Source organism: Micromonospora sp. NPDC005194, assembly GCF_040608335.1.
Classification (GTDB): Bacteria; Actinomycetota; Actinomycetes; order Mycobacteriales; family Micromonosporaceae; genus Micromonospora.
Genome location: NZ_JBEXIA010000007.1, coordinates 154,126 through 168,266, shown reverse-complemented (window position 1 = coordinate 168,266; position 14,141 = coordinate 154,126). Strand labels below are relative to the sequence as shown.

15 protein-coding genes are annotated in these 14,141 nt (G+C 72.5%); 4 read left to right on the top strand and 11 right to left on the bottom strand.

The features are described from left to right. Positions 1–55 precede the first annotated feature (55 nt). A complete protein-coding gene (locus ABZU53_RS08670; RefSeq protein ID WP_355064733.1) occupies positions 56–2,152 on the top strand; it encodes a S9 family peptidase in 2,097 nt (698 codons plus the stop codon). Positions 2,153–2,244: 92 nt separating this feature from the next. Next, complete coding sequence (locus ABZU53_RS08665; RefSeq protein ID WP_354853948.1) at positions 2,245–2,406, top strand: hypothetical protein; 162 nt, start codon at positions 2,245–2,247, stop codon at positions 2,404–2,406. A 29-nt stretch (positions 2,407–2,435) separates the two neighbouring features. Here the strand turns inward: ABZU53_RS08665 and ABZU53_RS08660 are convergent, their stop codons facing one another. The 4 genes from ABZU53_RS08660 to ABZU53_RS08645 form a co-directional block, all read right to left on the bottom strand. Further along, entirely contained in the window at positions 2,436–3,959 is a 1,524-nt protein-coding gene (locus tag ABZU53_RS08660) for an ABC transporter permease (RefSeq protein ID WP_354853737.1), read from the bottom strand. Next, positions 3,956–4,657: an ABC transporter ATP-binding protein gene (locus ABZU53_RS08655; RefSeq protein ID WP_355064731.1), complete on the bottom strand. Its 702-nt coding sequence runs from the start codon at positions 4,655–4,657 to the stop codon at positions 3,956–3,958. Before ABZU53_RS08655 ends, ABZU53_RS08660 begins: the two co-directional genes overlap by 4 nt. Continuing rightward, a complete protein-coding gene (locus ABZU53_RS08650; RefSeq protein WP_355064729.1) occupies positions 4,654–5,190 on the bottom strand; it encodes a PadR family transcriptional regulator in 537 nt (178 codons plus the stop codon). The genes ABZU53_RS08655 and ABZU53_RS08650 overlap by 4 nt, the downstream gene beginning before the upstream one ends. A gap of 160 nt (positions 5,191–5,350) precedes the next feature. After that, positions 5,351–5,941 (bottom strand): TIGR03086 family metal-binding protein, encoded by a 591-nt coding sequence (locus ABZU53_RS08645; protein WP_354853728.1) that lies wholly within the window; start codon positions 5,939–5,941, stop codon positions 5,351–5,353. A 31-nt stretch (positions 5,942–5,972) separates the two neighbouring features. On the opposite strand from ABZU53_RS08645, the gene ABZU53_RS08640 reads away from it, so the two are divergent. Beyond that, a complete protein-coding gene (locus ABZU53_RS08640; RefSeq protein ID WP_355064727.1) occupies positions 5,973–6,788 on the top strand; it encodes an AraC family transcriptional regulator in 816 nt (271 codons plus the stop codon). A 57-nt stretch (positions 6,789–6,845) separates the two neighbouring features. Here the strand turns inward: ABZU53_RS08640 and ABZU53_RS08635 are convergent, their stop codons facing one another. From ABZU53_RS08635 to ABZU53_RS08610, 6 genes are read right to left on the bottom strand one after another with little or no spacing between them, the layout of a single operon-like run. Continuing rightward, positions 6,846–8,384 (bottom strand): SpoIIE family protein phosphatase, encoded by a 1,539-nt coding sequence (locus tag ABZU53_RS08635; RefSeq protein ID WP_355064797.1) that lies wholly within the window; start codon positions 8,382–8,384, stop codon positions 6,846–6,848. Positions 8,385–8,386: 2 nt separating this feature from the next. After that, a complete protein-coding gene (locus ABZU53_RS08630; RefSeq protein ID WP_354853723.1) occupies positions 8,387–9,748 on the bottom strand; it encodes a sensor histidine kinase in 1,362 nt (453 codons plus the stop codon). Continuing rightward, positions 9,745–10,761, bottom strand: coding sequence for a SpoIIE family protein phosphatase (locus ABZU53_RS08625; protein WP_354853720.1), 1,017 nt, complete (start codon positions 10,759–10,761; stop codon positions 9,745–9,747). Before ABZU53_RS08625 ends, ABZU53_RS08630 begins: the two co-directional genes overlap by 4 nt. After that, a complete protein-coding gene (locus ABZU53_RS08620; RefSeq protein WP_354853717.1) occupies positions 10,749–11,168 on the bottom strand; it encodes an anti-sigma regulatory factor in 420 nt (139 codons plus the stop codon). Before ABZU53_RS08620 ends, ABZU53_RS08625 begins: the two co-directional genes overlap by 13 nt. Next, a complete protein-coding gene (locus ABZU53_RS08615) occupies positions 11,165–11,575 on the bottom strand; it encodes an STAS domain-containing protein (protein WP_354853715.1) in 411 nt (136 codons plus the stop codon). Before ABZU53_RS08615 ends, ABZU53_RS08620 begins: the two co-directional genes overlap by 4 nt. After that, on the bottom strand, positions 11,575–12,435 hold the full coding sequence (locus ABZU53_RS08610) for an STAS domain-containing protein (RefSeq protein ID WP_354853713.1): 861 nt from the start codon (positions 12,433–12,435) through the stop codon (positions 11,575–11,577). The genes ABZU53_RS08615 and ABZU53_RS08610 overlap by 1 nt, the downstream gene beginning before the upstream one ends. A 166-nt stretch (positions 12,436–12,601) precedes the next feature. On the opposite strand from ABZU53_RS08610, the gene ABZU53_RS08605 reads away from it, so the two are divergent. Further along, positions 12,602–12,958: an STAS domain-containing protein gene (locus ABZU53_RS08605; protein WP_007454464.1), complete on the top strand. Its 357-nt coding sequence runs from the start codon at positions 12,602–12,604 to the stop codon at positions 12,956–12,958. A gap of 13 nt (positions 12,959–12,971) precedes the next feature. On the opposite strand, the gene ABZU53_RS08600 is transcribed toward ABZU53_RS08605, so the two are convergent. Next, on the bottom strand, positions 12,972–14,123 hold the full coding sequence (locus ABZU53_RS08600) for an MFS transporter (protein ID WP_355064795.1): 1,152 nt from the start codon (positions 14,121–14,123) through the stop codon (positions 12,972–12,974). Between the last annotated feature and the right edge of the window lie 18 nt (positions 14,124–14,141).

Genomic DNA, 14,141 nt, shown 5'->3' with positions numbered 1-14,141 from the left:
TTCGGGATGCCGCTGGTCCGGCGCGCGGGGTGAGCCGGCCGGTAACGTGGCCGCCGTGACCACCGAGACTGCCCCGCCCGCGGCGAAGCGGGTGCCCACCGAGCGCACCCACCACGGCGACACCGTCGTCGACGAGTACGCCTGGCTCGCCGCCAAGGACGACCCGGAGACGATCGCCTACCTGACCGCCGAGAACGCGTTCACCGAGGAGCGCACCGCGCACCTGGCCGCCCTGCGCGCGGAGCTGTTCGAGGAGACCCGCCAGCGGACCCGGGAGACGGACCTGTCCGTGCCCACCCGCAAGGGCGGCCACTGGTACTACACCCGGACGATCGAGGGCCAGCAGTACGGGGTGCACTGCCGGCGCGCGGTCCGCGACGGCGAGACCGACCCGCCGGTCAGCGCGGACGGCGCCCCGCTCGACGGCGAGGAGGTGCTGCTCGACGGCAACCTGCTGGCCGAGGGGCGCGACTTCTTCTCGCTGGGCGCGTTCGACGTCAGCCCGGACGGGCGCTGGCTGGCGTACTCGACCGACTTCTCGGGTGACGAACGGTTCACCCTGCGCGTCAAGGACCTGAGCACCGGCGAGCTGCTGCCGGACGAGGTGCCCGACACGTTCTACGGCACCGCCTGGTCGGCCGACGCGTCGGTGCTGTTCTACGTGACGGTCGACGACGCCTGGCGGCCGAACCGGGTCTGGCGGCACACCGTCGGCGCCGCGGCCGCCGACGACGTGGTGGTCCACCAGGAGGACGACGAGCGGTTCTGGGTGGGCGTCGAGCTGACCCGGTCGGAGAAGTTCATCCTCGTCGACATCCACAGCAAGATCACCAGCGAGGTGCTGGTGATCCCGGCCGGCAACCCCACCGGGGCGCCGGCCGTGATCGCGCCCCGCCGGCAGGGCGTCGAGTACGCCGTGGAGCACCACGGCCACCGCTTCCTGATCCTGCACAACGACGGCGCGGAGGACTTCGCGCTGGCGTTCACCTCGGCGGACGCCCCGGGCGACTGGGTGCCGCTGATCGAGCACACCCCCGGCACCCGCCTGGAGGCGGTCGACGCGTTCGCGAACCACCTGGTGGTGTCGCTGCGCACCGACGGGCTCACCGGCCTGCGGGTGCTGCCGGTCGGCAGCGACGACTCGTACGACATCGACTTCCCCGAGCCGCTCTACAGCGTGGGGTTGGACGCCAACCCGGAGTACCGCACCGGGCAGATCCGGCTGCGCTACTCCTCGCTGGTCACCCCAGACTCGGTGTACGACTTCGACCTGGTCACCCGGCAGATGGTGCTGCGCAAGCAGAAGCCCGTGCTGCCCGGGCCGGACGGGCGGCCGTACGACCCGGCCGAGTACGAGCAGCACCGCGACTGGGCGCTCGCCGACGACGGCACGCGGGTGCCGATCTCGCTGGTCTGTCGGGTCGGTACGCCCCGGGACGGCTCGGCACCGTGCGAGCTGTACGGCTACGGCTCGTACGAGGCCAGCATGGACCCGTGGTTTTCGGTGGCCCGCCTGTCCCTGCTGGACCGGGGCGTGGTCTTCGCGGTGGCGCACATCCGCGGCGGTGGCGAGCTGGGCCGGCGCTGGTACGACCAGGGCAAGATGCTGGCCAAGAAGAACACCTTCACCGACTTCGTCGCCTGCGCCCGGCACCTCGTCAAGGCCGGCTGGACGGCCAGCGACCGGCTGGTCGCCCGGGGCGCCTCGGCCGGTGGGCTGCTGATGGGCGCGGTCGCCAACCTCGCCCCGGACGCGTTCGCGGGGATCGTGGCGCAGGTGCCGTTCGTGGACGCGCTCACCTCGATCCTCGACCCGTCGCTGCCACTCACCGTCACCGAGTGGGAGGAGTGGGGCAACCCCCTCGACGACCCCGAGGTCTACGCGTACATGAAGTCGTACACGCCGTACGAGAACGTCGCGGCGGTGGACTACCCGGCGATCCTCGCGGTGACCAGCCTCAACGACACGCGGGTGCTCTACTCCGAGCCGGCGAAGTGGATCGCGCGGCTGCGGGCGACCGCACCGCAGGGCGACTACCTGCTCAAGACCGAGATGGGTGCCGGGCACGGTGGCCCGAGCGGTCGCTACGACGCCTGGCGCGAGGAGGCGTTCATCAACGCCTGGATCCTGGACCGCCTCGGTCGCGCCTGACGCTTTGATCTCGGACGTGGTGGCCTCACTCTGCCGTCGAGGCCACCACATCCAGGAAAACTGCGCGATCATGCGCGCCTAGACTTCCCGGAGTGAGCGACGAGGCCGATGCGGACAACCCGGGAGCGGCCCGCCGGATGTCCGCGTGGATGATCCTGGGGGTGGTGGCCGCCGCCCTGGTCGTCTGCTGCTGCTCCGCCGCCGTCGGCCTGCTGATCTCCTGGTCCGCCGGCCTGTTCCACGCCCCGACCTGACCGACCGACGGCCGACCCCACCTCGTCGGTCAGGCCGTCCGCAGCTCGTCCACCGCCGTGCTCACCCTGAGGAAGAGCAGGCCGACGCCGACCGTCACCAGCACCGCCGCCAGGGCGCCGGCGCCGAGCCAGGCCAGCTGTTCCAGGGGTACGGCGATCGCTTTCTCCACCCCGGCGGTCTGCACGATCCGTGTGTACTGGCTGCGGGTGGCCGGATCGTCGCAGAGCGCCGCCGTGGCGTCGCAGACCTCGATCGACGACCCGCTCGTGGTGATGCTCTGGAAGAGCCCTCGGCCGAGCAGCAAGCCCACGGTGAGCGCCAGCAGGATCGCCGGCACGGCCGGGGTGAGCGCCTGCCAGGCCACCGATGCGCTGAGCGTGCTGCGGGGCACGCCGGTGGCGACCAGCGCCGCGTAGGCCCGTCGGCGGGCGACGATCCCCTCGACCAGCGCGACGATCAGGCCGCCCGCCGCGATCAGCACCGCCACGGCCACCGCGGCGTCGACCAGATCCATCGTCGACAGGTAGAAGGGGTTGGTGCCCGCGTCCACCCCGGCGAGCCGGTTCTGCTCCCGTTCCACCTCGTCCTGTGCGACGAAGTAGGCGCGCTGTGCCGCCGCGCCGGCACCGAAGATCACGGCGGCCAGCAACGCGGCGAACGTCCGGCTGCCCGCCCACGGGTCGGCCATCAGCCGGCCCGCCGCGAGCAGCGCCGACGCACCGCGGGCGTGCCGGTGCAGCAACCGTCCGCAGGTGTGCGAGATCCAGCCGGTGCCGACGACCACCCCGATCATCGCGGTGAGCCCACCCACCAGGAACAACAGCGGCACCAGCCAGCCCAGCACCGCGTCGTTCCCGTCGAGTTGGTACACCACCGGGCGTACGACGACGAAGGTGGCCAGACCCAGGCCGATCAGCAGCCCGGCCCAGGGGCGCGGACCCCGCTCGCGGGCGGCCTTGCGACTGACCCCGAGCGGGCTGGTCGTGACCGTGCGCAGCATCAGGGCGGTGGCCAGCGCCGCGATCACCGGCAGACCCAGCACCACCGCGACCAGCGCGCCGACCGACGGCAGCACGTCGGTGGGCAGGGCCAGCCGACCCTGCTCGTCCGGGCGGTGCAGCAGCTCACGGCCGGCCAGGTAGACGCCCAGCCCGGCGAGGGTGCCGAGCAGGCTGGCCAGGCCGGTCTCCAGCACCGCCAGGCGGGTGACCTGACCGGGCGTGGCGCCGGCCAGCCGGAGCGCGGCGAGGCGCCGGTCCCGGGCCGGCGCCCCGAGCCGGGCACACTGGCCGGCCAGCGCCAGCACCGGGACGGCCAACATCAGCAGCGCGAAGGCCGTCCCCCCGCGCAGTCCCGGCTCACTCAGCAGCGCGTTGCGGTACTGCTCGGACTCCGCCCGCGCGTCGCCGGGCGGTTTCTGGATGGCCAGCACGGTGAGCGCCGCCAGCCCGGCCAGCGTCGCCAGCAGGGCACTGAGCGCGGTCAGCACCACCCGCGCCGTGTCCGTCCGGTTGCCGGCGAGCGCGAGCCGTACCAGCGTCGCCGGCCTCACCGGGCGCCACCCGCCAACGGCACGTCGAGCCCCAGGCCGGTGTGGTCCACCAGGCCGTCGCGCAGCACGATCTCCCGATCGGCGTACGCGGCGATACGGGGTTCGTGCGTGACCAGCACGACGGACGTGCCTTGCTCGCGGGCCAGCCGAACCAGCTGGATGAGCACCTGCTCGCCGGTGAGCGTGTCCAGCGCGCCGGTCGGCTCATCGGCGAAGAGCACCCGCGGCTCGGTGACCAGCGCCCGAGCCGTGGCGCACCGCTGCTGCTGACCGCCGGACATCTCACCCGGCCGGAGGTCAGCCAGGTCGGCCACCCCGAACCGTTCCAGCCAGGTGAGGGCCGCCGTCCGTGCCTCTCGCCGCCCCGTGCCGGCGAGGAGCAGGGGCAGGGCCACGTTCTCGGCCGCGGTCAGCTCGGCGACCAGCTGCCCGAACTGGAACAGCACGCCGAACTCGGTGCGCCGCAGCCGGGACCGGGCCGCCTCCGACCAGGTGTCGATCCGGTGGCCGCGCCAGGTGACCTCGCCCGCGTCGGGCCGGAGGATCCCGGCCAGGCAGTGCAGCAGGGTCGACTTGCCGCAGCCACTCGGACCGGTGACCGCGACGATCTCGCCCTCGGCCACGTCGAGCGTCACACCGCGCAGCGCGGGCGTCGGACCGTACGCCCGAACCACGCCGCGAGCCTGGAGTTGCGTCACGCGTGCACCTCCCGGTGCCAGTCGGCGACCCGGCCCAGGGTGGTGTGCAGCCACCGCAGGTCCGCGTCGAGATGGGCGATCGCGAAGTCGGCCGCGACCACGTCGTTGAGGGTGGCGGTCGGGTCGGTCTTGACCGCCGTCAGCTCCCGCAGCCGTGCCGTGTGCGCGGCGCGCTGGGCCACCAGGTACGACCGCGCCCGGTCGACGTCGGCGACCAGCAGCGCCACCACGACCTTGGCGAAGAGCGTGCTGGCCACGTACGGCATCGGCGGCTCCACCGTGGACAGCCAGTGATCCAGCGTGGACCGGCCCTCGTCGGTCAGCGCGTACGTCGTGCGGTCCGGCCCGGAGGCGCGGTCCTGACCCGCGGTGGCCACCAGACCGTCCCGTTCCAGCCGGCCGAGGGTGGCGTAGACCTGCCCGAAGGCCAACGGCCGAGCCCGCGGCAACCGCTGGTCATGCGCACGCTTGAGCTCATACCCGTGCCGGCTGCCCCCAGCGAGCAACCCGAGCAGCACATGCGGCGTGGACACCCGGCCCACTATTCACCCAGCGAATACCCAAGTCAACCACCCACCCACCCCCTCCCCAACCACCCTGATCGCCGGTGATCAAGAGGTTTGGGTCAGATTTCGCCCCGCTGATGACGCAAACCTCTTGATCACCGGGGCGAAGGGTGGGGGGTGGGTGGGGTTAGGGGGTTTGGGGCCAGGTGGGGGTTCGGCCGGTCTGGGTCAGGAGGTGGTCCAGGTCGGGCGTGGTGACGGCCGGCGTGGATGTGGGTGGGGTTGGGGTGGGGTCGGCGAAGACGCCCATCTTGCGAGCGGTCGGGCCCAGCCGCTCGACCAGGGCGTGCAGCTCGGTCACCGCCTCCGGGGCGGGCTGGTAGGGCTGGCCGGTCGCCACGGCGAGATCCCAGCCGTGCACGATCAGGTCCAGCAGGGCCATGCCGCCGACGACGGTCTGCGGCAGCCCCATGCCCGGCGAGACGCCCTCCAGCGTCGACGGGTCCGACCAGGCGGCGATCAGGCGGTCGGTCTCGACCGCGAACCGGTCCCGCCAGCCGTCGTCCAGGTGGTCGGGTTTCTCGGCCCACTCCACCGGCCTCTTCTCGGCCAGCTCCTGGAAGTTCACCACCACCTCGAACAGGTGGTTGAGCAGATCACGGACCACGTAGTCGCGGCACGGAGTGGGCAGGTCGAGCTGGTCGTCGGCGATGCCGCGTACCACGTCGACGGTTCGCGGCGCGGCAGCCGCCAGCAGATCGCTAGTCTGAGTGGCCATACGGCCAGCGTATGAGGGTGGTCTTGAAGAAATGCGACAGCGACCGCGCGGCGACAGCCGGGGCATTCTCGACCCGGCGCGGTTGCTGCGCGAGGTCCGCTTCCGGCGGCACCTGCCGGCCGAACCGCTGCGCGAGTGGGTCGAGCACTACTGGTTGATCGACTGGACGTTGAGCGCGCCGTTCGAGCAACGGGTCGTGCCGCACCCGGCGGTGAACGTGGTGTTCCGCAGCGACGGTGCGAGTGACCGCGACGGCGACGCGGCGGAGGCCGGCGAGGTGGCCGGGGTGGGCCGCGACCTGTTCCGGATCACGCTCACCGGCACCGGCCGGGTCTGCGGGATCCAGTTCCGCCCTGGCGGCTTCCACCCGTTCTGGCGTCGGTCGGTGGCCGAGTTGACCGGACCTCGACTGCCACTGCCCGCCGGCCGGCTGACCCGTCCCGCCCATCCCGTCTGCGCGGGCAGCGACAGCGACCGCTGTCGCGCGCTCGACGCGGCGCTCACCGCGTGGGCGCCCGACCCGGACCCGGCCGCGGCGGAGGCCGTCCGGCTGGCCGAGTCCATCCGGGCCGACCGGACGGTGCTGCGCGTCGACGAGTTCGCCGCGCGGCACGACGTTCCGGTCCGGCGGCTACAGCGGCTCTTCACCGAGTGCGTGGGGGTCGGTCCGAAGTGGGTGATCCGCCGCTACCGCCTCCAGGAGGCCGTCGAGCGGGCCGCCGGGGCTCCGCTCGACTGGGCGGGCCTCGCCGCCACCCTCGGCTACAGCGACCAGGCCCACCTGGTCCGCGACTTCACCGCCGTCGCCGGAGTGTCACCAGCCGCGTACGCCCGCTCGGTGCACTGAGCCGCACGCGCGACCACCGGGCAGCGACCACCGAGCAGCCCTGCGGGTGCCGCCCGCTCAGCGGCGGCGCAGGACGACCACGGCGACGTCGTCCTGGATCTTGGATGGGGCCAGTTCCACCAGCAGGCGGGCGCAGAACTCGTCCAGGTTGTCGTCCACGGTGGCGGCCACCGCGGCGAGTGCGGCCAGCCCTTCGTCGATGGTGGCGTCCCGGCGCTCGATCAACCCGTCGGTGTAGAACACCAGCGTGGCACCGGCCGGCAGGACGAACTCCAGGTCGGCCGGTCGGGGCGCGCGGACGCCGAGCAGCGGCGCCGAGTGCTGCACGAACTCGACCTTGCCGTTCTGGTGCAGCAGCGGGGGCAGGTGACCGGCGCTGGCCAGCCGGACCCGCCCGGTCGGCGGGTGCAGCAGCAGGACGCAGAGCGTGGCCAGTTCGTTCGGCAGCAGGGTCCGCATCAGCTCGTTGACCCGGTGCAGGATCTCGCCGGGTTGGTGCCCCTCGACCGCGTACGCCCGCACCGCGTGCCGCAGCTCGGCCATCACGGTGGCCGCGTGCAGCGAGTGGCCGGCCACGTCGCCGATCGCCAGCAGGAGGTGCCCGTCGAGCATCACCAGCTCGTAGAAGTCGCCGCCCACCTCGGTCTGCGCGCTGGCGGGCTCGTAGCGCACCGCGAAGTCAAGTCCGGCCACCGTGGGCAGGCTGCGCGGGAGCAGGCTGCGCTGGAGGGTGACGGCGATGCGGTGCTCCTCGTCGAAGGAGCGCTGAGCCTCGACCGCCGCCGCCACGGCCTGCGCGAGCTGCACGAGCACCGGCGTTCGGGCGGTCTGGGTGGCGGTGGGCACCACCACGTACAGCGGGGCCCGGTCCTCGCGCAGTCGAGCCGCGGCCACGGTCACCGAGTCGTCCGCCGGCCAGGTCAGCAGCGCCCAGTTCGCCGGGGCCTCCACCTTGACCGTGGCGCCCGTGGGGACCCCGGTGTCGTCGACGACCCAGGGCACGATGGCGGCCTCGGCGCCGGGGCCGGCGCAGATGCCGGCGATGCAGTCACCGTCGAACGTCTCCGCGATCACGGCGGCAGGGCTCTTGAAGATCTGCGCGGCCCCCTCCGCCGCGACCTCCAGCAGCCGTGCGAAGGTCGACGCGGCGTGCACCGCGACTGTGGTGTCGGCGAGGACGAGCAGCCGCTCGGCGAGCAGCTCGGCACGCTTGCGGGCCTGGTAGTACCGCAGGACCGCCCGGGTGGTGGCGATCAGCTCCTCGGGCTCGATCGGTTCGGCCAGGTACGCGTCCGCTCCCCGGGTCAGCCCCTGGGCGCGGTCGGCGACGTCCACCGCGTGCGCGGAGACGTGGATCACCGGCATCACCGGGTGTGCCGCCTTGATCCGCTCGCACACCTCGTAGCCGCTCAGGTCGGGCAGCCGGACGTCGAGCACCACCAGGTCGATCCGGTCCGTCTCGACGCGGGCCAGCGCCTCGGTGCCGCTCTCCGCTTCGAGGACGGTGTACCCGGCCCGGGTCAGCCAACTGACCAGCAGGTAACGCTTGGTCCGACTGTCATCGACCACCAGGACGGTCGCCGGGCCGCCGTCCACCGTCACGCTCCGCCTGTGGGCAGGGAGACAGTGAATGTGCTGCCCCGGCCCGGCTCGCTGGCCAGCTCCAGCGTGCCCCCGAGCAGGGTCACCAGCCGCCGGGCGTACGGCAGGCCGAGGCCGGTGCCGCCGACCCGGGTCGCCCCCGGCACCTGGTAGAACTCCTCGAAGATCCGATCGTGCATCTCGGGCGCGATGCCCGGGCCGGTGTCACTGACCTCGAAGTTCCACCGGTCGTCGCGTTGCCGGACGCGCAGGCGCACCTCGCCACGCTCGGTGAACTTCAACCCGTTGTGCAGCAGGTTGCGCAGCACCTGGCCGAGCAGCACCTCGTCGGTGCGGAGCACGGCCGGCGCGGTCGGCTCCTCCACGGTGAGCTCCACCTCCGGCCGGGTGGCCAGCGCCCGCATGGTGCCGCGCAGTTGGCCGAAGACCGGGCGCAGATCCACGTCCGCCCAGTCCGGCTCGATACGGCCCGACTCCGCCTTGGCGAGATCCAGCAGTTCGTTGACCAGCCCGAGCAGGTCCTCCGCCGACGAGCGGATGAGGCCCACCTGGCGGGCCTGTTCGGCGGTGAGCGGGTCGGAGGCGGAGTCGGCGAGCAGACGCCCCAACCCGATGATCGCGGTGACCGGGGCGCGCAGCTCGTGGCTCACGTTGGCCAGGAAGCGGCTCTTCGACTCGCTCGCGGCGCGCAGTTGGGCCGACTTCTCGTCCAGCTCGGCGTAGAGAGCGACCACCCCCCGGTTGGTCTCCTCCAACTCCTCGGTGAGCTGGTTGTAGAGCGCCAGCACGCCGCGGTTGGTCTCGGCCAGCTCCTCGTTCAGCACGGCCAGCTCGTCGCGCTGGCTGCGTACCTCGTCGAGTGCCGCGATGAGCTGGCCGTTCTGCACGGTCAGCTCATCCAGCGCGCTGGCCGGGGCGGTGCGGCCGAGTTCCGCACGGAACTCGGCAAGCCGCTCCGGAGTTGGTGTCGGCGCGTTGGCCGGGACTCTTCGGGACATCCGTACGACCGTAACCCCCTCGACGGTCGACACGCTCAGTGTGTCGACCAGTCGGGAGACCGCACCCGACTGCGGCTCGTACCGGCCGTCGGGCAGCGGGGCCACCGGGGCCAGGTCGGCGCGGAGGTGGAACCGGCCGTCGGATCCCGCGTCGATGTGGAACGTGACGTCCGCGCCGCCGGTCGTACGCAGCAGGTCCCGGGCGACCTCGCTGAGCGCGGTGGCGATCCGGACCTGGTCCTGGCGTTCGAGGCCCACCACGTTGGCCACCTCGCGGCCACGCTGGCGGATGACGAAGATGTCCTGCTCGACCCGCAGCGCCATCTGCAGCAGCGGCGGCGCGGCCGGCTCCGCGCTCATGCCCACGACCTCGCGACCAGAACGCAGGCGTCGTCGCGTCGGACGCCGGCGTCGCGCAGCAGGGTCGCCGCCATCACCAGCGGGGATCGTTCGGCGAGGCCCGGGTAGTCGGTCAACCGCCAACGGTCGGCCACGCCGTCGCTGTGCATCACCAGCCGGGCGCCCGGTCCGAACGGGTAGTCGTAGCCCCGGACCGTCGGACGCTGGTGCCCGGCGATGCCGGGCAGCGACACCAGCCCCCGGCGCTGGCCGTCGCCCTCGACGATCACGCCGCTGATGTTGCCCAGCCCGGCGTAGTGCAGCACGCCGGCCGCCAGCTCGGCGACCGCGAGCGCGGCGCCGCGGGTGTGCGACATGCTCCGATGCAGGTGACTGACCACCGCTGCCGGTGGGCTGGCCGGGGCGTCGCGGAAGGCCGCGAGCGCCGCCTCGGTGGCGGCGGCGGCCAGCGGCCCGTGCCCCAGCCCGTCGCTGACCAGCACCTGGTGCCGGCCGTCGGCGATCCGGACGGCGTACCCGTCGCCGCTGACCGTCTCGCCGGTAAGGGGCCGGGTGAGGGCACCGGCCCAGGACGGGTGGGCCGGTTCGGCCGGCCAGACCTGCACGGCGAGGACGGTGCCCCGGCCGGGCAGGGAGTACCCGTCGAACCAGCTCGCCTGCCGGACGATGGCGCCCAGGCCGATGCCGAGCGTGCCGGTGGTGGAGTGCCCGTCGCGGGACGAGACGGCGAGGTCGGCCATGCCGGGCCCGGAGTCGATGGCCACCAGCTCCACGCCGGCCTGCCCGGCGCGGCGGACCGGCCGGAGCAGCAGGACACCGTTGTCGGCGTGCTTGACGAGGTTGCTGGTCAACTCGGCGGCGACGATGGCCAGGTCGGCGATGCGCGCCGCACCCATCTCGATCTGCTCGCCGAGGCGTTCCGCGGCCCGTCGTACGGCGCTGGCGGTGCTGCCGGCCTCCACCCGGAACCAGATGCCGCTGTCGGTGACCGGGTCCCCGTTCACCGCGACCACTTGGTCACCGTGATGCGCGTGCCGGCCTCCGCCGACGTCTCGATCTCGAACTCGTCGACCAGTCGCCGGGACCCACTGAGCCCGAGGCCGAGGCCGCCGCCGGTGGTGTAGCCGTCGGTCAGGGCCAGGTTGAGGTCGGCGATGCCGGGGCCGGAGTCGGCGAAGATGATCCGGACGCCCTTGCGACGACCGTTGTCCACGATCGTCACCTCCACGGTGCCGCCGCCGCCGTACACCAGGGTGTTGCGGGCCAGCTCGCTCGCCGCGGTGACCACCTTGGTCTGGTCGACGAGCGACAGCTTGACGGCGACCGCCACCGTGCGGACCAGTTGCCGGACGCGGACCACGTCCTCATCGCTGCGGACCGACTGCGCCTGCGGCTGGCCCAGGTCGACGCCCGCGGTCACGGCGTGGCCGTCTCGGCGTCCGGATCGTCGTCGAGCTGCAGGTCGAGCTCGTCGGCGCGGGCCGCCGCGATCAGCTCCATGCCGCGCTCGACGTTCAGCGCGGTACGGATGCCGTTCAGCGACAGCCCCAGTTCGACAAGGGTGATGGCGACGGCGGGTCGCATACCGACCACCACCGTCTCGGCGTCGAGCACCTTGGAGATCGACGCGATGGTGGAGAGCATCCGCCCGACGAACGAGTCGACGATGTCCAGCGCCGTGATGTCGATGATGACGCCGTGGCAGCCGGTGGCCACGATCCGCTCGGCGAGGTCGTCCTGGAGCTGGACCGCCGTCTGGTCGGACATGTCCAGCTGGATCGAGACGAGCAGGATGTCACCGATCTTGAGGATCGGCACGCGCTCCATCAGACGCCCCGGCGTGGCTGGCGACGGGCGGTCTCCACCCCGTTGAGCCGCAGCACGTGCCGCAGCGCGTCGGCCAGGCTCGCCTTGGTGGCGATGTCGCCGAACTCGATGCCGAGCGCCACGATGGTCTGCGCGATCTGCGGACGGATGCCGGAGATGATGCAGTCGGCGCCCATCAGCCGGGCGGCCACCACGGTCTTCAGGATGTGCTGGGCGACCTGGGTGTCCACGGCCGGGACGCCGGTGATGTCGATGATCGCGTACGGGGAGCCGGTGTCGACCAGGGTCTGCAGCAGGCGCTCCATGACCACCTGGGCGCGGGCCGAGTCCAGGGTGCCGACCAGCGGGACGGCGACCACGCCCTCCCAGAGCTTGACCACCGGGGTGGAGAGTTCGAGCAGCTGCTCGGCCTGGTCGGCGATCAGGCTCTCGCGGGTGCGCACGAAGCTCTCGAAGGTGAACAGGCCCAGCTCGTCGACCAGCTTGGAGAAGGCGACGTAGTCGTGCAGCGCGTTGGCGCCGCCGGACTCCTGCACCAGGTCGGCCAGCACGTCCTTGAGCGCGAAGACGCTGATCGTCGTCTCGGTGGCGGAGAAGCCCTGCCGGGCCCTGCCCCGGGACAGCTCGGACAGCGTGGCGCGCAGTTCCGCGGCGTGCTCGGCGGACAGGTCGATCGTGCCCTGCTCACCGGTGCCGACGATGGCACGGTGCAGGTCCTCGACCTGCCGGCGCAGCTCGGCGTGACTCAGCCGACCCCGCAGCGAGCTGGCAACGATGTCGGTCCACCGCTGCGTGACCTGCTCGGCATGCCCGCCCAGCAGCGCGGCGAGCCGACCACTTTCCTCGGCGTTCAACGCCATCGTGAAAACCCCCCTCGACCTGGACCGGCCGGACTCTATCACCGGGGTCCGCGCAACTACTTGCTCCGTAGCAATGGAATGATGATGGCCACCGGATGCCGGCTCCCGTCCTGCGTCGGATCACGGTCGTGGGATACCGTTCCCCCGATAACAGGAGGTCTGGCGAATGTCCCTGACGGTGCACACGGAACAACGCGGCGACGTGGTCGTCGTGTCAGTCGCGGGCGAGCTGGACATGGCAACCGCACCGCAGTTGCAGGATCAGATCACCGACCTGCTCGACAAGGGCCGTAACCGGCTGGTGTTCGACCTGGCGGACGTCTCGTTCTGCGACTCGACCGGTCTGTCGGTGTTCGTTCGCGCCAAGAACAGCTGTGACGAGGCCGGCGGTGTGGTGCGGTTGGCCGCTCCGCAGCGCGGGGTGCTGCGCATCCTCGAGGTGAGCGGGCTCGTCGAGGTGCTGCACACCTACCCGACGGTGGATGAGGCCGTCGCCGGCGAACCCACCCCGGCGTCCTCCTGATCGCTGTCGCGACCTACTCGTCCTCGACGTACCGGGGACGAGCGATCGCCATGCCCGCAGTCGTCTGCACGGCGAGTGCGACCAGCAGGAACCCGATCGGCGCGGTCCAGCCGCCGGTGGCCTCGTAGAGGATGCCGACCAGCAGCGGGCCGAGGGCGGCGATCACGTACCCGGTGCTCTGCGCGAACCCGGAGAGCGCGACGGTCCCCTCGGCGGTGCGGGCGCGTAGACCGATGGCGGTCAGGATCATCGGGAACGCGCCCTGGCCGATCGCCAGGAGGGCGACCCAGAGCAGCGCGGCGCCGTGCGGTGCGAGCGCCAACCCCAGGTAGGCCAGCGCGGAAGCGGTGGTCAACCCGAGCACCAGCGGACGCAGGCTGCCCAGCCGACCGGCCAGGGTGGGCATCAGCAACGCGATCGGCACGCCGAGCGCGGTCACCCCGGCGAGCAGCAGCCCGGCCGACTCCGGATGGTAACCGGCGTCGCGGAAGAGTTGGGCCAGCCAGCCCATGATCGCGTACCCGCTGAGCGACTGCGCCCCGAAGTAGACGGCCATCGCCCAACCGAGCCGGGTCCGCGCCGGCCGGACCCGCGCCGGCGTGGCGACGGCCGCCGTCAGGGTCGCCCGCCGCGCGCCCGCCCGGGTCCGCAGCGCCAGCGGCACCCACGGGAGTACGGCCACCGCGGCCATCGCGGCCCAGACGCCGAGCCCGGCCCGCCAGGACCCGAAGGCGTGCGCGATCGGCACCGCGGAGGCGGCGGCCACCGTGGTGCCCACCGTCAACGTCATGGTGTACGCCCCGGTGACCAGGCCGGTGCGGTGCGGGAAGTGCTGCTTGACCAGCATCGGCAGCAGGATGTTGGCGACCGCGATGCCGGACAGCGCCAGCGCGCTGGTGAGCACGAAGATCAAGGCCGAGTCGGTGGCGACCCGCAGCACCTGGCCAACGGCGAGGGCGAGCATGGCGACCACCAGCACCCGGGCCGGTGCCACCCGGCGGACCAGCCACGGGGTGAGCGCGCCCAGGCCGGCGAACGCGATGGTCGGCAGGGTGGTGACCAGACCGGCCATGGTGCCGGAGAGACCCAGCCCGTCGCGGACCTCGTCGAGCAGGGCGCCGAGGCTGGTGACCACGGCACGCAGGTTCAGCGCGACCAGCAGCATCCCGACCAGCACGAGCGC